Source organism: Agrobacterium tumefaciens (assembly GCF_031801495.1).
Lineage (GTDB): Bacteria > Pseudomonadota > Alphaproteobacteria > Rhizobiales > Rhizobiaceae > Agrobacterium > Agrobacterium tumefaciens_K.
The window spans coordinates 1580285-1601684 of the sequence record NZ_JAOEGC010000002.1 but is presented as its reverse complement, the minus strand read 5'-3'; the positions used below and the strand labels follow the sequence as shown (position 1 = coordinate 1601684).

Sequence of the window (21400 nt, the reverse complement as noted above, 5' to 3'; positions counted from 1 at the left end):
CAGCCCGGAGGGTGACGTTATCCGGTGAGCGAGCCGGGCGACGCAAGGGCATTGGCGCCGCTGGGCTGCCAGCTTCCGCGCTCTTCCAGCCATTCCGCGGATTTCTGCAGGCCGCCGAAAGGGAAAACATGGATCTGGCGGATCGGTCCTGCCGGATTTTCCTGCCAGTATCTCTCGATCGGACCCACAACGCTTTCCGGTGAATGCCCCTTGGCCAGTGCTGTCAGGGAAAGGGCGTTCTTCTTGAGATAGGTGATCGAATTGCCCACGCCGCAAAGGGCGGCATATTTCAGAAGGGTCGTTATTTTTGCGGGTCCGGAAACGCCGATGTGGACCGGCAGGTGAATGCCGGAGGCGGCAAGGCCTTCCGCCCAGCCGATGAAGCGGGATGCGTCGAAGCCGAACTGAGTGACGACATACATGTCGACATCGCTTTTTTCGACGAAATCCTGTTTGAATTTCAGGGCCGCAAGCGCTGTTTCCGCGCTGAAATCCGGGCTGCCTTCCGGGTGTCCCGCGACGCCGATCCGCTTTATTCCGAAACGATCGAAAATGCCCGTTGCGAGAAGATCCATGCTGGACGTGTAGGGGCCAGCAGGTTTTTGGAGGCCGCCGCCGATGACGAGTACCTCGGTGACGGCTGCCTCATCGGCAAGCCGTTTGACCTGCTCTTCGAAATCGTGCTGCGAGGTAAGCCTGCGGGCTGCAAAATGCGGAACGGGGTTGTACCCCAGTTCGCGGAGATGACGAGCTGCTTCAACAAGCTTGCCCTGCGAATCCGCGCCGAGGTCGGTCAGGTAGACCGACGTTCCCGATGGGAAGAGGTTGGTCAGATCCGTGGAGCCGAGTACCTGGGTCGGAGAGGCTTCTATGGAAGCTGAAATTCTGGACAATTTTTGCATGATCCTTTCCATTATCATGCACTGTTTCACTGTCCAAGTCTTTGCCGGTTACGGCACGACAGCCTTGCATCTGCGACGCAGCTTGGTCCATCCACCGCTACCAGACACGCCGGGTAAGGCCATTCCATACCCATGTCCACAGGGTCGGCGGATATCGCAGCACGGATTTTCCAGGGAGAGGCGGCTGGGGCGACAGGCTTCCCGAGAGTGCATCTTCGATAGCGCTGACGGCAATATCGATTGATGCGGCGGTCAGAAGCAGAGGGTATGTTGAAATCGTATCAGCGGCTGACGGTTTCAGGCGCATCTCATAGAGTGTAGCGCCCGTATCGATGCCCTTGTCGACCAGATGCACGGTCGCGCCAAAATTGCCTCGGTCGTTTTCGACGAGCGACCAGTAACCGCCCATCTGGCCACGATAGGCAGGGTTTATGCCGGCATGGAAATTGATGACCGGGCAATGAAACGATGCAAGTGTCGCGGGTTTCAGGATGCGGCACGAGATTGTGAAAATGACGGCGGGTTGCAGTTTTTCGACGGAGCGGTGGCATTCTTCGTCGTTCAGGGAGGAAAAACGGGTGACCGATACCGTTTCGTCGATTTCTGCCGCGAGGCCGTATTCCGCGATGATTTCGGCCGTTCTCCTGGCCGTCACGCGCTTGCCTAACCGGGAGGCGACCATCGTACCCATCTGACCGGCGGCGGTCAGCCAGCCGAGACGACGTGCCCGTCGCCTGAAAATTTCCGCCTTGCCTTCAGGGTTTTCCTGAAAGACGTGGATGTCCGAGAAGTGGGCGGCGAGAGCGTTTATCATGACGTTCGGATTGGTGCCGCCCGCCGTCATCACCAGCAATCGGTTGTTCGCTTGCATCATATCGCTCACACGCGTTGTCGCTTTTCAGGCACCATGCCCCGAGGTCTTCAAGACCGCGTTAATTTTGCGGTTGTATTTTTCGAAATTTCGATGGAACCGTTTGTTTCGCCTCACGTTAGTGTGAGGCTTATCACATCGGCGCTTGCCTTCGAGTGCAAGTCTTAGGGGAGTCATTACAAATGATCACACGCATCTTTTCCATTTTTGCCGTTGCCCTCGTAGCGGTCGTGACGCTCAGCTCCTGCGGCAACACCATCCGCGGCATCGGGCGGGATACGGCCAATGCCGTTGATGCAACCCAGGACGCAGGCCGTAATGTAGATCGCGCCGCACGCCGTTAAAGATCTCCCCATAAAGTTCTGGCGCCACCGTTGAAAACGGGCGGCGCCTTTTCTTTGACTGTATTTCATCGTCATGGTGGTGCCGTAAGAATCACCTCGTTTTACGACGTGAGGACATGAGCGGACGATCGATGAAAAGACTGATGAAGGTATTGTTGCCGCTCATCCTGCCGTTTTCGGCCGAGGCGAGCGGGCAGGCGGATTTCTGCAGGACCGTTGACCACGCTGGCGGTCGATATCTCGTCTGCAGTTTCGATCCGGCCCAAAACGATATCCGGATCTATGGTCGCGATCATGTCTCCGGTGAGGGATACGGTTCTTTCGCCAATCTGTCGTCAGCTCTTTGGCGTCAGCACATGTTTACCGTCTTCGCGATGAATGGCGGCATGTATCACTCGGATTATTCGCCGGTCGGGCTTTTCATCGAAAACGGCGTCGAGCGTTCGCATGTCAGCACTGCCGGTGGCTGGGGAAATTTTCATCTGCTGCCCAACGGCGTGTTTTATATAAAGGGAAAAACGGCTGGCGTGCTGGCGACCGAAGCCTACATAGCAGCGGGGCTGAAACCCGATTTCGCCACGCAGTCCGGCCCGATGCTGGTCATTGATGACAAGCTGCATCCGCGCTTCCTGCCTGACAGCGACAGTTTCAAGCGCCGCAACGGTGTCGGTATCGCACGCGATGGCAAAGTGCATTTTGCGATCTCGGAGGGGACAGTGCGTTTCTATGATTTCGCGACGCTGTTTCGCGATGTGCTCGACGCGCCGAACGCGCTTTATCTCGATGGCACGATTTCGAGCGTCGATATTCCCGCGATGAAACGCAGGGATTCGCTTTTTCCCATGGGGCCGATCATCGCCGTCGTCGAGAAAGTGCCGGACTAGGAAATAGTCGCATCGGGCCTGAAACTATGTAGCGGTTTCCGGCCCGATGCTCAGGTAACAATTCAGATCGGCGCTTTGGGATAGGCCTTTTCCAGACCAGCCGATTTCGTCAGGCCCTTGCGGAACGCCTGGTAGGCCGGGTGCTGACCGGCCTTTGCCGTTTCGGCGAGCCTGATCTGCAAACGGGCAGGGGCATTGCTGCCGATCCATTCGCCGCAGGATTCCAGTTTCAGGCTGTTGAGGAAGCGTGCGCCTGCCTGTTGATCGAGATAAAGTTGGACCCCTTCAAGCAGGTTTTCGTCCTGCACGACATTCTCCATCAGCAGTGTAAGCCAGGACTTGTCCTCGGGTGACAGGGACGCCAGTTTCGACGCTACGGTTTCACGATCGGGAAAAGTTGACGCTGCTTGCATCGATTGTCTGACCTCGTTTCCTGTTGAGTTGGCGACGGGATAGAGCAGCCTGCACCCCCTTTCAAGACCTAGAGACCGGGAGTTATCAACAGCCCCTCCTGCGGCGCTTTCATCGAACTGTTACACTTTCGTCTAAATTGCGGCGGCGCCGAAATCGGACAGGAAGAATGCGCGTCGCTAAGGTGTTGTTTTTTCATGTAGCTATGCATCACGCGAATGGCAGCTTAGCGCAAATGCCTACATTTCGCCGTTTTTTGCATTTGCGTTCGCAGAGCATTTTTAATAAATGGTTCACCACGGGCCGAGCTTTGAGGCCGCCCGGAGAGTGAACAGCTGGAGTAATCATGGAAGAAACCGCTCAGAAATCTTGCTGGGGCGTCACACTACGCGCACTTGCAGGCTTTGCCGCATTTCTCGCATTGACGTACATTTTTGGCAGCCCATAAGCACTTCTCCTGAATGACGGGTTTTGAAACGGCGCGGTTCTCCTCTGGAGACCGCGCTGTTTTCGTTTTGGCTACGAATATGTCGCAGGTGCTCAAGCCAGTGCCGCTCTTCGTTCTTGCCGATGCATGGATTTTTTCCGAAAATTGCGTTCTACCTTTCGATCCCGTGCACCTGTGGCGAAGCGTCAGGGCATTGGATATGATGGGCGCGTGGTTCCATCATTCAGGGCAATGTCATGTTTCTTTCGGTCTTCGACGTTTTCAAGATCGGTATCGGTCCTTCAAGTTCCCATACGATGGGGCCGATGACGGCGGCGAACCGCTTTCTCGATGTCATTCTGAGTGATGAATGGCCTCGCCCTGCAGGTGCCAGCGTTGCGCGTTTCAGGGTGACGTTGCACGGGTCGCTGGCCTTTACCGGCATAGGGCATGGAACGGGGCGGGCCGTCATCCTCGGCCTCACGGGCGAACGGCCCGATCTCGTGGATCCGGATGCAATGGATGACATCATCGCCGGTGTGGAAAAAAGCGGCGTCGTGTCGCCTGCCGGCCACCCTGCCTATACGTTCCGTCCGGCAGAGGATCTTGTCTATGACAAGAAGACCCCGTTGCCTGGTCATGCCAACGGCATGATCTTTTCCGCCTTCGACAATCAGGACCGGCTGCTCGTCAAGCGTATCTACTATTCCGTCGGCGGCGGTTTTGTCGTTACCGACACGGAGCTCGAGGCCATCCGGCAGCGCGGCAAGACCATCGATAACGGTCCACGCGTACCTTACCCCTTCGCGACGGCGCGTGAAATGCTCGATATGGCGCAGCGCTCCGGCCGTACCATCGCCCAGATGAAGCGTGCCAATGAGGAAACGGTCGTTTCCCGCGACGAACTGAATGAACGGCTCGACCAGATATGGGAGGCGATGAACGGCTGTATCGAGCGCGGCCTGAAAGTCGAGGGCATCATGCCCGGCGGGCTGAAGGTCCGACGTCGCGCGCACTCCATTTATGAAAAGCTGAACGCTGAGTGGCGCAGCAACCGGCTCAACCCGGTGATGGCCAACGACTGGCTGAGCGTTTACGCCATGGCGGTGAATGAGGAAAACGCTGCTGGCGGTCGCGTCGTCACAGCTCCGACGAATGGCGCCGCTGGTGTCGTTCCGGCAACGGTCCGGTATTTCCGTCATTTCCACGAAGATGCGACGGTTGATGATGTCAGGGATTTCCTGCTGACGGCTGCAGCCATCGGCGGCATCATCAAGCACAATGCGTCGATTTCAGGTGCTGAGGTCGGCTGTCAGGGCGAGGTTGGTTCAGCTGCGGCCATGGCCGCTGCCGGGCTTGCCGCTGTCATGGGCGGATCGCCCGAGCAGGTCGAAAACGCCGCCGAGATTGCTCTGGAGCACCATCTTGGCATGACCTGCGATCCCATTGCGGGCCTCGTGCAGGTGCCGTGCATCGAGCGCAATGCGCTGGGCGCAGTGAAGGCCGTCACGGCGGCGTCTCTGGCGCTCAAGGGCGATGGCCAGCATTTCGTGCCGCTTGACGCCTGCATCGAGACGATGCGGCAGACCGGCAACGACATGAGCGAGAAATACAAGGAAACCTCGACCGGTGGTCTTGCCGTCAACGTTGTGGAGTGCTGAGCGCAACGGCTCCATCCGATGCTTGACGCCCAGGCGAAAAAGGCATTGATAGAGCCATGCCTCTCCACCTCATAAAACTTTGCGTCGGCGCGGATTCGATCGATGACCTTCGGGACTGGGTATCGCAACGCTCGCTGATTTCCATCGCGGCCGGTCTTGAGCCGCACAGCGTCCACACGACAAGGATGATCCCGAAACGTGTCGAGGAGCTGCTGGACGGCGGCTCGCTCTACTGGGTCATCAAGGGGCAGGTGCAGGCCCGCCAGAAGCTTCTCGATATCCGCTCCTTCAAGGGCGAAGATGGCATTTCCCGTTGTGACCTTGTTCTCGGTCCCGAAGTGATCGAGACGTCACCCGCACCCAAGCGGCCGTTTCAGGGCTGGCGTTATCTCAACGATGCGGAAGCGCCGCGCGATCTGGGTGGAACAAGCGCCAGCGGTGAGGAAATGCCGCTTGAACTGAGGCGTGAACTGGCCGAACTCGGCCTGCTCTGACCTTTCGTTGAAATCCTCATGAATCAGAAAAGCCGGTCCCTTTCTGGAACCGGCTTTTCTGTTACAGGGAGATGGTTATCGGATAGCTTAGTTGATGCCGCCGACGGCTGTGGTGGCGCGGCCATCCTGAATCTTCATCCAGCGGCCCGGATTGGCGCTGTCCTGGCGCTTCAGGTAGGTGTATTCCGTTTCTGACCAGCTCATGACCTTGTTGCGCATGTTGTCGAGGATGAAGTCGCCGCGGTCGGTGCGGACCGTCAGAACCGCATGTCCCTGACCGTTCGGCTGGAGAACGACGGTGATCAGCAGGTTGGAGGCGGAGATGCCCTTGTTCATCAGCATCTTGCGCTTCAGAAGCACGAAGTCTTCGCAATCGCCGGCCGTGGTCGGGTAAGCCCAGCGCTCTTCGACGCCGTAGATTTCCATGTCGGTCATTGGCGTGATCGTGGTGTTGACGGTGTAGTTGACGTCAAGAATTGTCTTCCAGTTCTCTTCCGTCAGCTTCATTGGCCCCATATCGACCGAGGTTGGGCGGCATTCGCTCTGATAGGTCTGGCAGAATTCATAGTGGCCGATCGGCGGGTTCGCCTTTCCGATCACACGCATGCCTGCTGCCGGTGACGCGAAGGCCTGCTGTGCGAAGGCGCTAGCGATGAATGCAATCAGAAAGAAACCGAAACGCTTGTTCTTGTTCATTGCTTGTCTCCCTGTGTTGGGGAGACATTCGCAGGTATATTTTGACCGTGCGGAAATATAGGCGGGTCAATTTGAGCTTCGTTTTAAGCAAATTATCCGCTGTTTTGAATTGTATTTTTGATTGTTTTTATGATTGTTTGAATCGAATTTTATTACAGTTTTATCGATCTCGCCGTTAGGTTTCCGGTATCCATTTATCTATCTGTATTAAAACATGAATTCATAATTCATGAGGTTGTTTCAGTGGATTGTTTTTGTCCTGAAAGCCCCGAGCTGCAAGATGGCTTCTCATTTGGGGATAGCTGTTTCACCTTGGTACAGGGGGAAATCACGCCGAAAAAAATATTCGAAAATCTGATTTTTTTCTGGAAAAATACTTTTAAGTGGCCTTTTGCGTCAGAATTTGCATCGAGGCTTCTCAAAATCGCACAGGGCGAGATGGTTTTCCGGCTCCGGCGTATGAGGCCAGACGACGCGTTTCGGTATGTCTTCAGGCTGCCGATCCCCATTACGGGACTGCTGACGATGATCCGGAAGAGGGCGCCTGAATGCCATAAAGAAAAAGCCTGCCGCAGGGATCGGCAGGCCTTGATGGTTTTGGGTAGAAGGTTATCGAGCTATTCGGCGCTTTTGCGCGGTGCCGCTTAGAGGAACTCGATCAAAGCGTCTGCGGACTGAACACGGTCGAATTCGATGGCGACGCCTTCCATAAAGTGTCGGACGATCTTGCCGGTCATGTTCTTGCCGAGCTGAACCTTGCTTCCGAGGGACGGGCGATCTTCGATCTCGATGGCGGCGCCCGAAAGCGACAGGTCGATGAGACGGCATGCCAGAAGCGTTCCGTCTTCAAGCATGAGCTGCGTTTTCGAATTGCGCGGTGTCAGGCGGTCATGGCGGCGGTCTTCCGGCAGGCCGAGCAACTGGCGCTTGGCGATCCAGGCCAGCTGGGCCGCGAGCTTTTCGCGTTTTCGCTCCGGCGCGTTGATGGCGATAATGAAGCCCGCCGTGGTGACGGAAACAATGGTGCCTTCAATCCTGCCGATATGCTGGAGGTAGGCGATGACCCGATCACCTTGGCGCGCCATGGCAGCGCAGGTAAATTGTGCCTTCTCGGCCGTCATTTCTGTCGCCGTGCAATCATATTCCTGATGATCCGGCAGCATCAGCCGACCTGAGAAGCCGATACGCACGGCATTCTCGATACCGATCTCCTCGACCGGACGGATGATTTGGGCTGTATTGATCGAACGGGATGAGAACATTGGCCGCAAGCATGACAATAAGAGACGATGACTGTCTGTCTTTACCGCGCCCAAGTTAACAGACCATGTTTGTTAAATCTTAGAATTGTCATCAGTTTTGCGGTTTATGTCTCTTTTGGCGACACCCGTGCCGCCAGTGTTCCTTTATGGATGGCGATAGCGATCCAGCGGTTCGCTTCCCATGATTTCCGTGCGCAGTAGGTTGCTGCTGGTCAACGCGAGGTGATCTATGGGCGACGCGAATTCCGGGCGGGGATGCTCCGGGAGAAGTGCACCCAGCAATCTCGGATGCTCCATGCTTTCCGACCGTAGCGGCAGGAGCAGCATCTCGAAGTTCAGGGGGGCATCGGAATATCCGTCATCGGCCTCGGCCTTGAACAGCACCGGCAGCCCATGCTGCATCACACCCTGTGCGATCCGGTTGGCAAAGGGGGCTGTTTCGGTCAGCCACAGGCTGGAGAAGCGGTTGTCGCGCAGCTCACGGCCGAAGAGGGCGCAGATACGGGTGCCCGCCAGGCGGAAGCGGGGACATTCATCGCCCGGGTCCGTCAGGATGAAAAGGTCCCCCAGATGATGTTTCAGCTTGACGGGATCGATATCCTCGCGCTTCGGCGCTGAGCGTCCGCCCCGCAGATCGTTCCAGTACGCATATATGTCCAGGCCGGCCGTGCTCTTCATGGCATTCATCCTTCTTGTTCTGTTTTGGGACATTCATGTCCTTCAGGGTGCCTCCTGCAGAGTGTGATGCGATTTTCGTGCCAGCGAACTTCGTTAGGGTTAACAGATGGTTCCGTTGTGTTGCCAGCGCCCGCATGGCAACGGTGCGGCCATGACGGGGAATGCTCTCCATCAGCGCGAATGACGATCTTGCCGCGTGTCCGTAGCCGTTCCCCTTTGGTGGAACGGCTTTTTTTTCACTGATGCTTCCTATATTGCTCGCATATCAGAAACTTACCCAACGTCAGGGATGGGATCATGTCTTATGAGGACGGCGAGATGCCGCCGGAGTCCGTATCGCCAAGGCCGAAAGACGACGAACGCAATCCTCCTGTCTTCAATCTTCCACCCCTGCTGGTCGGGATCCTTGCGGCGTTGCTGATTGCCTACATCGTTCCTGCCTATCTTCTCTCCGAAGATGGCTACGGCTGGTTCGTCTTCACGTTCGGTTTCATTCCACTGCGTTACGCCGTGCCGTTTTCCGAGCAGTCCCTTGAGTGGCTCTGGACACCGGTCACCTATTCCTTCCTGCACGGCAGCATAGAGCACATCCTCTTCAACGGGCTGTGGCTCATGGCGTTCGGCGCGCCGGTTCTGCGCCGCATCGGCACATTGCGTTTCATTCTGCTATGGGCCATCTCCGCCGCCGTTGCAGCGTTTGGCCATGCCTTCCTGCATTGGGGGGATGTGACGGTGCTGATCGGCGCGTCAGGCGTCGTTTCAGCACTGATGGGGGCGGCCTGCCGCTTTGCCTTTCCCGTGCGCGGCGGCTACAGCGCGTCCTTCGGTCATCTCATGCCGCGGCAGACGATTTTCGGCGCACTGACGAACCGGACCGTACTGATCTTCACGCTGATGTGGCTGCTCGGCAATGTTCTGATTGCTGTGGGCGTTCCGCTGTTCGGTGACATGGCGGGCGAAGTTGCCTGGGACGCCCATATTTTTGGTTTCGTGCTCGGCTTCGCGTTTTTTGCGATTTTTGATCGGAAACCTGTTCGGCTTTAAGCCCTTTCGTGCGCTTTCGGGGATTTTTTTCCCGGTCTTTCATCAGGATATTGCTTTCGCCGATGCCTCAGCGCACCATGCCTGCATGATTTGGCGGCGTTCGTGGAGGATGCGTGATGCTGCCGGTCACAGGTGACAAGGAGGAAGGCATGCCAACATTCGTGAAGGATCTTCTCGACCGTAAAGGGCGGGATGTGGTGACCGTGGGGCCGGACGTGACGATCGGCGAGGCGGCTGGAACGCTTCATTCAAACCGGATCGGCGCGGTCGTCGTAACGGATGCCGAGGGCGTCGTTCTGGGTATTTTCACGGAGCGCGATCTGGTGAAGGCCGTGGCAGGCCGGGGTGCATCTTCTCTTCAGCAGTCCGTATCGGTGGCAATGACGCGCAATGTCATTCGCTGTCGTTTTACGTCCACGACGGACGAGCTGATGGAAATCATGACCGGCGGTCGCTTCCGCCATATTCCCGTCGAGGAAAACGGTCGTCTTGCCGGTATCATTTCCATCGGTGACGTGGTGAAGGCCAGAATAGGCGAAGTCGAAGCCGAGGCCGAGCAGATCAAGGCCTATATCGCCAGCTAGAGCGTTTCCATTTAACAAGGAAACGCTCTAGGCGCTGGCCAGCGACGGGGTGCGTACCGGCACCTCGCACTGCCTGATCGTTAGCGCTTGAGCGCCTGCTGCATGCGCTCAAGCTCTGGAATGCGTGATCGCGTTTCCTCGTATCCCCGGTCGATGGCTTCGCTGGCGCGGTGGAATTCCGATAGGCCGATATCGTTCACCCGTGGATGCAGCATCAGGTCGGGCGGATCGCCCGCTAGGCGCGAGCGTGAAATCCTGTCCTGAATGATGTTGAAGGCCTGAACCATCACACCGGGCAATCCGAGATGCGATTTTCCGGATGGAGCCCCAGGCGAACCGGGCTGACCGGACGTATGCTTGACCACCGCTGAACGTCCGAAAAGATCGTAATTCAGGTTCACCGCAACAACGAGTGCCTGCTCGTAGGCGCGGCAGACGGAAACCGGCACAGGATTGACGAGTGCGCCGTCGATCAATGTACGTCCGTTGCAGTTGACGGGTTCGAAGATGCCGGGAAGGGCATAGGACGAGCGCAGGGCCGTGATGAGGTCACCCTGATGGATCCAGACCTCATGGCCGGTACGAAGCTCCGTCGCCACGGCAATGAATGGGTGATCCAGCCCCTCTATGGTGTGGCCTTCCAGATGCTCCTGCATGCGCTTTGTCAGTCGCATGCCACCGAACAGGCCGCCGCCGCCAATCGTAAGATCAAGCAGTCCCGCGATGCGGCGCATCGTGAGAGATCGGGCGAACTCTTCGAGTTCATCGAGTTTTCCGGCCAGATAGCAGCCCCCGACAAGCGCGCCGATCGAGGTTCCGGCGATCATTCCAATCTTCACGCCCGCTTCGTCCAGAGCGCGCAATACGCCGATATGCGCCCAGCCGCGGGCGGCACCGCCGCCAAGCGCCAGCGCGATGCGTCGGGTATCGACCGTCTCATTGACGATGGCATCATCCGTCGCCAGATCTTCTGAAGGCACGACAGGCGCGTTGCGATTGTTTCCCCATCCCAGCATAACCGCGCACTCCCTGTCATTTTCCGGAGCGCGCCTCTCCCTGCTCGGGTACGATACGGCGCTCCGCTGCTTCAATTCGTGCCATTGTCTCAAGCGCTGGTTAGGGCTTTGATAATGCACCTTGGGCAACCGGCTTCTCCTCCCGGCTGCCCGACTTATTGGTAGCAAATTGGTGCAGGTTGTGGAAGCGCAGGCTCAGGCCTTCGAGTAGGTTTCGGCCGGGTCGAAGTGGCGGGTGTCATCGGTTATTTTCGTCACCGCTTCGCCGTTTTCCAGTTCGACGGTCCGGTAGAAGCAGGAGCGCCGGCCCGTGTGACAGGTGGCATCATGCCCGGCGACCGATACCTTCAGCCATACGGCATCCTGATCGCAATCGATACGGAATTCCTTCACGGTCTGAAGGTTGCCGGAGGTTTCGCCCTTCTTCCAGATCTTGTCGCGAGAGCGGCTGTAATAGTGGGCGATGCCGGTTTCCAGCGTAAGCGCCAGCGCCTCGCCGTTCATATGCGCGACCATCAGGAGTTCACCGTCGCGGGCGTCTGTCACCACTGCGGTGACAAGGCCGTTCGCGTCGAATTTCGGCGAAAAAGAACCGGAATTTTCAAGGATTTCCTTGTCCGCGGGCGCGGATGGAAAGGTCAAGGACATGATAGGGACCCCGAGGGCAAGGGGCGGGAAGCCGTGTCAGCGGTTCCGCGCCATGGTCATGAAGCGTACCTGTTCGGCAGGATCGGTCTTGAACGCGCCGGTAAAGCTGGTCGTCAGCGTGGACGAGCCCTGCTTCTGTACGCCGCGCATCGACATGCACATGTGCTCCGCATCGATCATCACCGCGACGCCACGCGGCTTCAGCGTGTTTTCGAGCGCGTTGGCAATCTGTGCGGTCATGTTTTCCTGCGTCTGCAGACGACGGCCGAAAATCTCGATAAGCCGGGCAATCTTGGAAAGACCAAGCACACGGCCGGACGGCAGATAGGCGACATGCGCCTTGCCCGTGATCGGAACCATGTGATGCTCACAATGCGAATAGAACGGGATATCGCGCACCAACACGATATCGTCATAACCGCCGACTTCCTCGAAGGTTGTGCCGAGCACGTCTTCGACGCTCTGTTCGTAGCCCGAAAAAAGCTCTTTATAAGCCTTGGCAACCCGCTTCGGCGTGTCCAGAAGCCCTTCGCGTTCCGGATTGTCTCCGGCCCAGCGAAGCAGCACGCGGACAGCGTCTTCGGCTTCCGCCTGAGTGGGACGAGCCCCGGCCGCGTCGGATTTGGCGCCAGCGGCTGGGAAGTTCTTCACGATCGCATCCATTCCGTATCTCCCGATGCGGTTCAAGGCCGCACCTGAATTTTAATCTTCGGGCAGAGCGTGTCTGCCCGTTATCGCTGCTATCTGGTTGTTTTCCTGCTTTTTGGCAAGACCAACAGCGTTATTTCGGCTTTACCGCGGCAAATTAACGTCAGCTTGATATCCAGATGCGTGGTTAGCATATAATGATAAACGTGGGCAGAAAAGCTTCACCACTGTGGACGCAGTGTTTGAAAAAATCGACCTGTCCTGTTTGGGACATCTTGCGTGCACCGGATAGCTGACTATGGACGATATTTACAATAACCGCATTCTTGAATTCGCGGGAAACATTCCGCTCATCGGAGTCCTGGAGGATGCGGATGCCAGTGCCGAAAAACACTCCAGGCTTTGTGGCTCGAAACTCAAGGTCTACCTCAAGGTCGAGAACGGTGTCGTGACCGGCTTTTCGCATGAGGTACGCGCCTGTGCGCTCGGTCAGGCGTCGGCCTCTATCATGGCGCGGCATGTGGTCGGCGCGACAGGCGGCGAGATCCGGCAGGCGCGTGAGGATATGCTGGCCATGCTCAAAACGGGCGGTGCGGGGCCGGTCGGCCGCTTCGAGGACATGCGAGTGCTTGCGCCAGTGAGGGATTTCAAGGCCCGTCACGCATCGACGATGCTGACCTTCGAGGCTGTGGTCGATGCGCTCGACCAGATCGAGGCCCGCTCGACCGAAGCCCCGGCCATGAATGTTGCGGGCTGAACCATGTGCGACGAACCCGGCTGCAATCACAACGTCACCGGCGGGAGACATCAGTGGTCCCGCAACTGGCAGGGATCGTTTGTCAAAACACCCGGCCGTCTTTTGGGTGTCGGTTTCATCCGGCTTTATCAGCTGACCCTTTCCGGTTTCATCGGCAACTCGTGCCGCCATATCCCGACCTGTTCGGAATATGGCTATGAGGCGATTGCCCGTCACGGGCTGTGGGCCGGTGGCTGGATGACGCTGTTTCGCGTCGGACGTTGTGGTCCGGGCGGCACCAGCGGACTTGATCCGGTACCGGAGCAGCTTTCCGCGCGGCAGCGCTGGTACATGCCCTGGCGGTATTTCCGCCCACACTGACGCGCCGCGTTTGTCTTTGACCCACCTTGCAAACGGCGTTAAAAGCGCCGCGTAAGCATTGTTCGCTTACGTCTTGATAAAACCACCCGCATTCGTTGGCGGGACTGGATAGAAGGAAAAATGAACGTGTCAGAATCCGTTTCCCTTACATTTCCCGATGGTTCCGTGCGCAGCTACCCGGCTGGCGCGACAGGCCGTGATGTGGCTGAATCCATTTCCAAGTCGCTTGCAAAGAAGGCCGTCGCCATTGCGCTGGACGGCACCGTGCGCGACCTTTCCGACATCGTAACCGATGGCAAGATCGAGATCGTTACGCGTGAGGACAATCGCGCGCTCGAGCTGATCCGCCACGATGCCGCTCACGTCATGGCTGAGGCCGTGCAGGAACTGTGGCCTGGTACGCAGGTGACGATCGGCCCGGTGATCGAAAACGGCTTCTATTACGACTTCGCCAAGAACGAACCCTTCACGCCCGACGATCTGCCCAAGATCGAAAAGAAGATGAAGGAGATCATTCAGCGCAACAAGCCGTTCACCCGCGAGATCTGGTCGCGCGAGAAGGCCAAGGAAGTCTTCGCCGCCAAGGGCGAGCAGTACAAGGTCGAACTCGTAGACGCGATCCCGGAAGGTCAGGATCTGAAGATCTATTATCAGGGCGACTGGTTCGACCTGTGCCGTGGTCCGCATATGGCGTCCACGGGTCAGATCGGCACGGCCTTCAAGCTGATGAAGGTGGCGGGCGCCTACTGGCGTGGCGACAGCAACAATCCGATGCTGACGCGCATCTATGGCACTGCATGGGCAACGCAGGAAGAGCTGGACAATTATCTCCACATTCTGGCCGAAGCCGAAAAGCGTGACCACCGCCGTCTGGGCCGCGAAATGGACCTGTTCCATTTCCAGGAAGAAGGTCCGGGCGTGGTGTTCTGGCACGGCAAGGGCTGGCGCATGTTCCAGACGCTGACGGCCTACATGCGTCGCCGTCTCGCCAACACCTATCAGGAAGTCAACGCGCCGCAGGTGCTCGACAAGTCGCTGTGGGAAACCTCCGGTCACTGGGGCTGGTATCAGGAAAACATGTTCGCGGTGAAATCCGCGCATGCCTTTACCCATCCCGATGACGAGGAAGCCGACCAGCGCGTGTTTGCGCTCAAGCCGATGAATTGCCCTGGCCACGTCCAGATCTTCAAGCATGGTTTGAAGTCCTACCGTGAAATGCCGGTGCGTCTGGCGGAGTTCGGAACAGTTCACCGTTACGAGGCATCCGGCGCGCTGCACGGGCTGATGCGGGTGCGCGGCTTCACGCAGGACGATGCGCACGTCTTCTGCACGGAAGAGCAGATGGCGGCGGAATGCCTGCGCATCAACGATCTGATCCTGTCGGTCTACGAGGATTTCGGCTTCAGCGAAGTCGTCGTCAAGCTATCCACGCGTCCTGAAAAGCGCGTCGGTTCGGATGATCTGTGGGATCGCGCCGAAAGCGTGATGACAGATGTTCTGAAGACCATCGAGGAGCAGTCGGAAGGCCGCATCAAGACCGGCATCCTGCCGGGCGAGGGCGCGTTCTACGGGCCGAAGTTCGAATATACGCTGAAGGATGCGATCGGCCGTGAATGGCAGTGCGGCACGACGCAGGTGGACTTCAACCTGCCGGAGCGTTTCGGCGCCTTCTACATCGACCAGAACTCGGAAAAGACGCAGCCGGTGATGATCCATCGCGCCATCTGCGGTTCGATGGAGCGCTTCCTCGGCATTCTGATCGAGAACTTCGCCGGTCACATGCCGCTGTGGTTTGCGCCGCTTCAGGTCGTGGTCGCCACGATCACCTCGGATGCCGACGATTACGGTCGTGAAGTTGCCGAACAACTGCGCGATGCCGGTTTGCAGGTGGAAACAGACTTCCGCAACGAGAAGATCAACTACAAGGTCCGCGAGCACTCGGTGGCGAAGGTCCCGGTTATCATCGTCTGCGGCCGTCAGGAAGCCGAGCAGCGCTCGGTCAATATCCGCCGTCTGGGTTCGCAGGCGCAGACTGCGATGACGCTCGACGAGGCCATCGCCTCGCTGGTGGATGAAGCAACGCCGCCGGACGTGAAGCGCAAGCGCGCCGCGAAAAATCAGGCAGCATAAAAGCGAACGGCCCCTTCGGGGGCCGTTTTTGTTATGGACTGTATTCCGACAAACTCGACGTCATCCTAGCGCTCCAACCGAGGATCCACAGGCGGGGAGGTCGTAGCGGGTTCCGGCGCAGGGGCGGAATGACGGAGAGAGAATCTGGCTTACTCGAAGTCGCCGCTGGTTTCTTCCGGTGCCTGATCCTTCATCAGCACTTCGACATCCATGTCGCGACCGGACGTCACCTTGAAGTTGCGCTGATAGACCTTGTCCTTGTTGCGGGCGATGGCGGTATATTCGCCTTCGGCCAGCACCATGGTCGAAAAGGCGCTGACGCTTTCGTTGACGGCATCGCCGCCGCCGCTCAGTACGGACCAGGCGGTATCAGCAATCGCCTCGCCACCTTCTTCGGACACCAGCTTTAGGGTGATCTGCGCTGCATGGTGCTGCAGGGTCGCCTCGGTCAGTTTCCCGGCTTCCACCTGGATGTCGGCGCGAACCACCGCGTTGACGTTGCCGTATTCGGAGACGACGTGATAGGTGCCCGCATTGAGGCGGACGATGGTGTTCGGCTTGATGTCGGAGGTCACGAGACCGCGTTCGCCATCCGGCTTAACGTCGGAAGAATAGACCGAGAATTTCAGCTGATTGCCGGTGATCTGCTTGTCGTTGCCGGCAACGGCATTCAGCAGGAAGCCTCCGGCATCCAGGACCAGTACCTGCTTCTCGACATTGCCGGAGGAGGGGACGTTGAGTTTCTTGGTTACGCCCGCGCGTCCGAACGCCACGTTGACGAAATACTCGCCTGGCACCAGATGGAATGCCGCGGAGCCTCCTTCGGAGCTTGCCAGCATCGGCAACTTTCCGTCAGCGCCCGGAATGGGGCTGAACACGCGCCAGTACAGACCTTCCCTGACCGCCTCGCCATCGTTGGTCAGCTTGGCTTCCATGACGATATCGCGGGTGGTGTTTTCGGGGGTGGCAATCGCGGAAGGGGCGGAAAACGCATTGAGTTTCGGCATTTTCGGCGTGCCGCCAAGCTGCTTGAATTCCTTGAACGCATCCTGCGAAAAAGCGGCTTCGGTCTGAACGCCAATCGCGACCAACGCAATCGTCAGACAGGTCGCGAATTTGATTGCAGTCATTTCTCGTTCCGATTGGCGTTTGGCCGATTGACTTCTTGAGTTTCCGGGACCACTTCAAAACCAATGCCGTGGCTATTTCAAGGCCCATCTTTTCCCACGATCGCAGAATGGAAGATTTTTGACCATGACGACTGACATCAAGCTTCTCGATTATCTCAAGGTTCGCCGTTCCACCCCCGCCCTTCAGCTCTCCGAACCTGGCCCCAGCAAGGCTGAAATCGAGGATATCCTTCGTCTTGCCGTTCGCGTTCCCGACCATGGCAAGCTGGCTCCGTGGCGGTTCATCGTCTATCGAGGCGAGGAGCGGGCGCGTCTTGGAGAGGCGGCGCTGAAGATCGCTCTGGAAAAGAACCCGGCGCTTGGCGAAGATCAGCAAAATGTGGAGCGGACGCGCTTTACCCGCGCGCCGGTGGTTATCGCCATCGTGAGCACGGCACAGCCGCATTTCAAGGTCCCTGAGTGGGAACAGGTGATGTCGGCCGGTGCGGTCTGCCTCAATCTCCTCATCTCGGCAAACGCCCATGGTTACGCCGCCAACTGGTTGACGGAATGGCTGGCCTTCGATGAAACGGTATGGCCAGAACTCGGCATCAAGGGCGGCGAAAAGGTCGCGGGCTTCATGTATATCGGCTCCACGACATTTCCGCCGGTCGAGCGTCCGCGCCCGGAACTTGCCGATGTCGTCACATGGGTCGGCTCCGCAGAAGGCGAGGCGTGATGTTCTACACCACCGATACCAACCAGCACGGTCTGCCGCACGATCCGTTCAAGGCGATCGTCGCGCCGCGACCGATTGGCTGGATTGGCTCGAAAGGGCGTGGGGGACATCTCAACCTCTCGCCCTATTCGTTCTTCAACGCGATTTCCGACCGCCCGAAGCTGGTGATGTTTTCGTCCAGCGGGCGAAAGGACAGCCTTCGCAACGTGGAGGAGAGCGGTGTTTTCACCGCCTCTCTGGTCAGTCGCCATCTGGTCGACCGGATGAACATCTCCTCGGCTCCTGTCGCCTATGATGTCGATGAATTCCAGCTCGCAGGTCTGACGGCTGTTCCCGGCCGTGTCGTGGACGCTCCTTATGTCGGCGAGGCGTTCGCCGCTCTGGAGTGCCGTGTGACGGACGTAACCCAGCTCAGGGATATAGATGGGCAGCCGTCCGACTCGTGGATGGTGATCGGGCAGGTGATGGCGATCCATATCGACGAGGCGATCATCCGCGATGGCAGGGTCGATATGGGGCTGGCGCGTCCCGTCGCCCGCATGGGGTACATGGATTACTCCGATGGCGGCAGTGACGTTTTCCAGCTTGCGCGCCCCAAGGCCGGATAAGTGTGGCAGGTTAAGTTTTATGGTGAACCAAACGTAAACCTTTTCTGCCTAGAGTCTCTCGATGAGGGCGGCGTTCTTGCCGCCCATGATGGTGGCGCACAGTTACGTCGAGGCTCGGGTGATCGTACAGGCATTTCTTCGCTGGTCTGAAAAAGCGGGGTCGAGCGAACGGGCGAAGGCCGCCCATATGCTCGGCCGGGCCTATCTGCAGTCCACGATGGCGCGTGAACAGCGTGACGCCGCCTATATGGCCATGACCTATCTGCTGGACGATCCATCGCCGCGCGTCCGGCTGGCGCTGGCGGAGGCTTTGGCCGATGCCGATGATGCGCCACGCGCCGTTGTCGTTTCTCTGGCAGAAGATCAGCCGGAAATCGCCTGCACCGTCATTGCCCGTTCGCCTGTTCTCGCGGAGGGCGATCTGGTCGATCTGGCCGGTCGCGGCGACAGCATCACCCGCTCGTTCATTGCGGCCCGTCAGGAACTGTCGCGCGGGGTCTGCGCGGCTCTTGCCGAAATCGGCGACCTGCCGGAAACGCTTATTCTTCTCGAAAATGAAACCTCACCCGTTACACCTTTTTCGCTGCGCCGCATTGCGGAGCGCCATGGCGACAATGCCGACATCCGCGACCTCCTGCTGCAGCGTGACAATCTGCCCGCCGATGCGCGACACCTGTTGATGGAGCGCGTCAGCGAGGCGCTGGCCGGTTCGGCTCTTGTGCATGGCCTCATCGCACGCGGACGTGTTGAAAACATTCTGCGCGAAGCCGCCGATTCAGGGACGATCCTGATTGCAGCCTCCGTGACGCCGCGTGACATGCCCGCACTGGTCGAACATCTTCGGCAGAAAGAAGAGCTGACACCGGCCCTTCTCGTTCACGCCATCTCTTCCGGCAGGCTTGAGTTCTTCACGGCTGCGATGGTCAATCTTTCCGGTCTGGACGAACGCAAGGTCCGTTCGATGCTGGCTACGGCACGTCCTCACGCCCTCAAGGCGCTTTTCCAATCGGTCGGCCTTTTTGGTGATGTTGCGGCTGTCTTCATCAAGGCCACCATGCTTTGGCGCGGTGCTGCCCAGTCGCATGCGCCGGATGCGGCCACCTCCGTTTCCACGAAACTGCTGGCACATTTCAAGGACGTGGACGGTTCGGAGACGTTCCTCGACCTCCTGCATGCCATCCGCAGGCTTGCGCTTGCAGAGCAGCGGCAGCACGCCAGAAACTATGCGCGCTCCATCGCGCTGGAAGCCGCCTGACGGCTATTTCTCAAAACGTTTGGCGATCCAGGAATAGCTGTTTTCGACCATTCTCACCGGCGTTCCCAGAATATGTTTCACGCCTTCCGTCGAAGGCAGAATCCTGCTGACGCGGGTGATTGCCTTGCGGGTCAGGCTTTCTTCCTGCTGCTGCTCGGTGGCCTCTGGTGCCGTTGCCTGCTGTTGCGGCTGGCTGGCGTCCGGCGTCGTGTTGGTCGCTGTCTGCGGTGCGGTTTCTTCGGGTGTCTGGCAAACGGCGACAACCACCGGGTAGGGTGCGTTGGCGTAGCTTTCCAGCTCCTTTTCCGAAACGGCATCGCACAGCTCGATACTGGTCCAGCGTTGCGGCGAGGTCGCGATGTAATTGCATTCAGTCGCGCTGTCGTCGCAGCCGAGAATGGTCATGAGAACGAGGGCTGTCTTCATGGTCTATCCATTGTCTCTCTCGTGATTCCGTTGAGGAGACTCATCCACGCCGATTGTAGTGAGATTACGGCCTGAACGGAAAGTGACGTAAATGGCCCTGATGACAGACCTGAAGGGTTGAAGGCAAGCGACGATACCTCGTCGTCCGCCTGTTTCGACCGCTCAGGAGGCGGCTTTTCTCAGCGGCGAAGCCGTCTCGGCAGTCGACTGCGGGCCGTCCAGATCGACCTCTTCTGGAACCGCAAGGGCATCGCTGCCGGGGGAGGAGGAGAGTTCCACCTCGCGCACCCATTCACGCCAGATCGCGACCAGCAGCGCCATCAGCACCGGGCCGATGAAAAGGCCGAGAAAGCCCATAGTCTTCACGCCACCGACCAGACCGAAAAAGGTCGGCAGGAAGGGAAGCTTGATCGGTCCGCCGACAAGTTTCGGCCGGATCGTCTTGTCGACGATGAACAGTTCGACCGAGCCCCAGACGAACAGCGCAAGCCCGTGGGCAGGAGAGCCGCTGGCGACCAGATAGACGGAGACGAGCGTGAAGGAGAGCGGTGCGCCGCCCGGAATGAGCGCCATGACGCCGGTAAGGACGCCGAGCGTGACGGGCGAGGGGACGCCCGCGACCCAGTAGGCGATGCCAAGGATGATGCCTTCGCCGATGGCGATCAGCGTCATGCCGGTAACGGTCGAGCTGATCGTGGCGGGCACGACGCGGGAAATACGCTCCCAGCGCGTCGGCAGGATGCGTTCGCCGACAAGGTCGACCTGTTTTGAAAAGCCTGCGCCGTTGCGATACACGAAGAACAGGGCGATCAGCATGAACAACAGGGTCAGGACCAGATGGAATGCGCCGTTCCCGGCCGCCAGAACCGCCCGGTAGATATTGCCGATGTTGGCGCCGCTGACGAGCTGGATGACTTCGCCGATAGCGCCCGGCGTGCCGATATATTTCACCCACTGTTCGCCGAACCACGGGCCGACGGCGGGCAGGGCTGCGATCCAGTCAGGAACCGGCGCGCCGGTCTTGTTGACCTCCACGGCCCAGCCGAACCACTCGCGGATTTCGCTCGCGGTATAGGATGCGGCGATGAAAATCGGCACAACGAGGAAGGTGATGATGAGGATGATGGCGACACTTGCGCCAAGCGTTGTGTTGCCTCCTACCTGTCTCAGCAACCGGGTGTAGACCGGCCAACTTGCAAACCCGATGACCAGCGCCGCAAGAACCGGAACGAGGAAGCCGTGAAAGAAGTAGATGCCCGCCAGCGCAATCAGCACAAGCAGCCAGCGTGCCGCTGAGATCGGCGGTATCACGGCAATCCTGGTCGGGCTGGCAGGGCCAAGCCATCTTGGTTCGCCATTGGGCTTACGGCTTTCAGTCTTACTCACGGCAGGTTCTTTCTCGCACTCTCCCCCAACGAGGCTCCCGTGGGGCGCGTTCACTCTGTC

24 protein-coding genes are annotated in these 21400 nt (G+C 58.5%); 12 read left to right on the top strand and 12 right to left on the bottom strand.

The genetic code is table 11. The features are described from left to right. Positions 1–17: 17 nt before the first annotated feature. Both N7578_RS17190 and N7578_RS17185 read right to left on the bottom strand, forming a co-directional pair. Entirely contained in the window at positions 18–920 is a 903-nt protein-coding gene (locus N7578_RS17190; RefSeq protein WP_311111479.1) for a methylenetetrahydrofolate reductase, read from the bottom strand. 79 nt (positions 921–999) lie between these two features. Further along, a complete protein-coding gene (locus N7578_RS17185) occupies positions 1000–1776 on the bottom strand; it encodes a formyl transferase (protein WP_311111478.1) in 777 nt (258 codons plus the stop codon). Positions 1777–1955: 179 nt separating this feature from the next. Here N7578_RS17185 and N7578_RS17180 point away from each other — a divergent pair, with 179 nt between their 5' ends. Further along, complete coding sequence (locus tag N7578_RS17180) at positions 1956–2117, top strand: entericidin (protein WP_311111477.1); 162 nt, start codon at positions 1956–1958, stop codon at positions 2115–2117. A gap of 131 nt (positions 2118–2248) precedes the next feature. After that, positions 2249–3001 (top strand): phosphodiester glycosidase family protein, encoded by a 753-nt coding sequence (locus N7578_RS17175; RefSeq protein ID WP_311111476.1) that lies wholly within the window; start codon positions 2249–2251, stop codon positions 2999–3001. Between the two features lie 62 nt (positions 3002–3063). Here N7578_RS17175 and N7578_RS17170 read toward each other — a convergent pair whose 3' ends face one another. After that, entirely contained in the window at positions 3064–3414 is a 351-nt protein-coding gene (locus N7578_RS17170; RefSeq protein WP_311111475.1) for a hypothetical protein, read from the bottom strand. Positions 3415–4096: 682 nt separating this feature from the next. Here N7578_RS17170 and N7578_RS17165 point away from each other — a divergent pair. Continuing rightward, positions 4097–5500 (top strand): L-serine ammonia-lyase, encoded by a 1404-nt coding sequence (locus tag N7578_RS17165; RefSeq protein ID WP_311111474.1) that lies wholly within the window; start codon positions 4097–4099, stop codon positions 5498–5500. 56 nt (positions 5501–5556) lie between these two features. Beyond that, positions 5557–5994: a DUF1489 family protein gene (locus N7578_RS17160; protein ID WP_311111473.1), complete on the top strand. Its 438-nt coding sequence runs from the start codon at positions 5557–5559 to the stop codon at positions 5992–5994. 87 nt (positions 5995–6081) lie between these two features. On the opposite strand, the gene N7578_RS17155 is transcribed toward N7578_RS17160, so the two are convergent. The 3 genes from N7578_RS17155 to N7578_RS17145 form a co-directional block, all read right to left on the bottom strand. Then, positions 6082–6690, bottom strand: a complete 609-nt coding sequence (locus tag N7578_RS17155; protein ID WP_311111472.1) for a transglutaminase-like cysteine peptidase — start codon at positions 6688–6690, stop codon at positions 6082–6084. Positions 6691–7334: 644 nt separating this feature from the next. Further along, on the bottom strand, positions 7335–7952 hold the full coding sequence (locus tag N7578_RS17150; protein WP_311111471.1) for a PilZ domain-containing protein: 618 nt from the start codon (positions 7950–7952) through the stop codon (positions 7335–7337). 144 nt (positions 7953–8096) lie between these two features. Then, the gene (locus tag N7578_RS17145; RefSeq protein WP_311111470.1) at positions 8097–8630 is read right to left on the bottom strand and encodes a PAS domain-containing protein; all 534 of its coding nucleotides are present in this window, start codon (positions 8628–8630) and stop codon (positions 8097–8099) included. 297 nt (positions 8631–8927) lie between these two features. Between N7578_RS17145 and N7578_RS17140 the strand changes: the two genes are divergently transcribed. Both N7578_RS17140 and N7578_RS17135 read left to right on the top strand, forming a co-directional pair. Then, positions 8928–9674: a rhomboid family intramembrane serine protease gene (locus N7578_RS17140; RefSeq protein ID WP_311111469.1), complete on the top strand. Its 747-nt coding sequence runs from the start codon at positions 8928–8930 to the stop codon at positions 9672–9674. A gap of 149 nt (positions 9675–9823) precedes the next feature. After that, complete coding sequence (locus N7578_RS17135; RefSeq protein WP_311112544.1) at positions 9824–10258, top strand: CBS domain-containing protein; 435 nt, start codon at positions 9824–9826, stop codon at positions 10256–10258. Between the two features lie 80 nt (positions 10259–10338). Here the strand turns inward: N7578_RS17135 and N7578_RS17130 are convergent, their stop codons facing one another. The 3 genes from N7578_RS17130 to folE all read right to left on the bottom strand — a co-directional run bounded on the left by N7578_RS17130 (position 10339) and on the right by folE (position 12585). After that, positions 10339–11274 carry a patatin-like phospholipase family protein gene (locus N7578_RS17130; protein WP_311111468.1) on the bottom strand — a complete coding sequence of 312 codons (936 nt, stop codon included), beginning with the start codon at positions 11272–11274 and terminating at the stop codon, positions 10339–10341. A 195-nt stretch (positions 11275–11469) separates the two neighbouring features. Beyond that, a complete protein-coding gene (gene hisI, locus N7578_RS17125) occupies positions 11470–11922 on the bottom strand; it encodes a phosphoribosyl-AMP cyclohydrolase (protein ID WP_311111467.1) in 453 nt (150 codons plus the stop codon). Between the two features lie 36 nt (positions 11923–11958). Beyond that, positions 11959–12585, bottom strand: coding sequence for a GTP cyclohydrolase I FolE (gene folE / locus N7578_RS17120; protein ID WP_311111466.1), 627 nt, complete (start codon positions 12583–12585; stop codon positions 11959–11961). Positions 12586–12868: 283 nt separating this feature from the next. On the opposite strand from folE, the gene N7578_RS17115 reads away from it, so the two are divergent. From N7578_RS17115 to thrS, 3 genes are all read left to right on the top strand, one after another. Beyond that, the gene (locus N7578_RS17115) at positions 12869–13327 is read left to right on the top strand and encodes an iron-sulfur cluster assembly scaffold protein (RefSeq protein WP_311111465.1); all 459 of its coding nucleotides are present in this window, start codon (positions 12869–12871) and stop codon (positions 13325–13327) included. Positions 13328–13330: 3 nt separating this feature from the next. Continuing rightward, entirely contained in the window at positions 13331–13687 is a 357-nt protein-coding gene (gene yidD / locus N7578_RS17110) for a membrane protein insertion efficiency factor YidD (RefSeq protein ID WP_311111464.1), read from the top strand. Between the two features lie 126 nt (positions 13688–13813). After that, on the top strand, positions 13814–15817 hold the full coding sequence (gene thrS, locus N7578_RS17105) for a threonine--tRNA ligase (protein WP_311112543.1): 2004 nt from the start codon (positions 13814–13816) through the stop codon (positions 15815–15817). Between the two features lie 149 nt (positions 15818–15966). Here thrS and N7578_RS17100 read toward each other — a convergent pair whose 3' ends face one another. Beyond that, positions 15967–16947, bottom strand: a complete 981-nt coding sequence (locus tag N7578_RS17100) for a hypothetical protein (RefSeq protein ID WP_311111463.1) — start codon at positions 16945–16947, stop codon at positions 15967–15969. Between the two features lie 124 nt (positions 16948–17071). Here N7578_RS17100 and N7578_RS17095 point away from each other — a divergent pair, with 124 nt between their 5' ends. From N7578_RS17095 to N7578_RS17085, 3 genes are all read left to right on the top strand, one after another. Continuing rightward, complete coding sequence (locus N7578_RS17095; RefSeq protein WP_311111462.1) at positions 17072–17665, top strand: nitroreductase; 594 nt, start codon at positions 17072–17074, stop codon at positions 17663–17665. Then, complete coding sequence (locus N7578_RS17090) at positions 17665–18273, top strand: flavin reductase family protein (RefSeq protein WP_311111461.1); 609 nt, start codon at positions 17665–17667, stop codon at positions 18271–18273. Before N7578_RS17095 ends, N7578_RS17090 begins: the two co-directional genes overlap by 1 nt. Before the next feature lie 61 nt (positions 18274–18334). Beyond that, on the top strand, positions 18335–19528 hold the full coding sequence (locus tag N7578_RS17085; protein WP_311111460.1) for a DUF2336 domain-containing protein: 1194 nt from the start codon (positions 18335–18337) through the stop codon (positions 19526–19528). 3 nt (positions 19529–19531) lie between these two features. Here N7578_RS17085 and N7578_RS17080 read toward each other — a convergent pair whose 3' ends face one another. Both N7578_RS17080 and N7578_RS17075 read right to left on the bottom strand, forming a co-directional pair. Then, complete coding sequence (locus N7578_RS17080; protein ID WP_311111459.1) at positions 19532–19954, bottom strand: hypothetical protein; 423 nt, start codon at positions 19952–19954, stop codon at positions 19532–19534. 162 nt (positions 19955–20116) lie between these two features. After that, positions 20117–21340, bottom strand: a complete 1224-nt coding sequence (locus N7578_RS17075) for an AI-2E family transporter (RefSeq protein ID WP_311111458.1) — start codon at positions 21338–21340, stop codon at positions 20117–20119. Between the last annotated feature and the right edge of the window lie 60 nt (positions 21341–21400).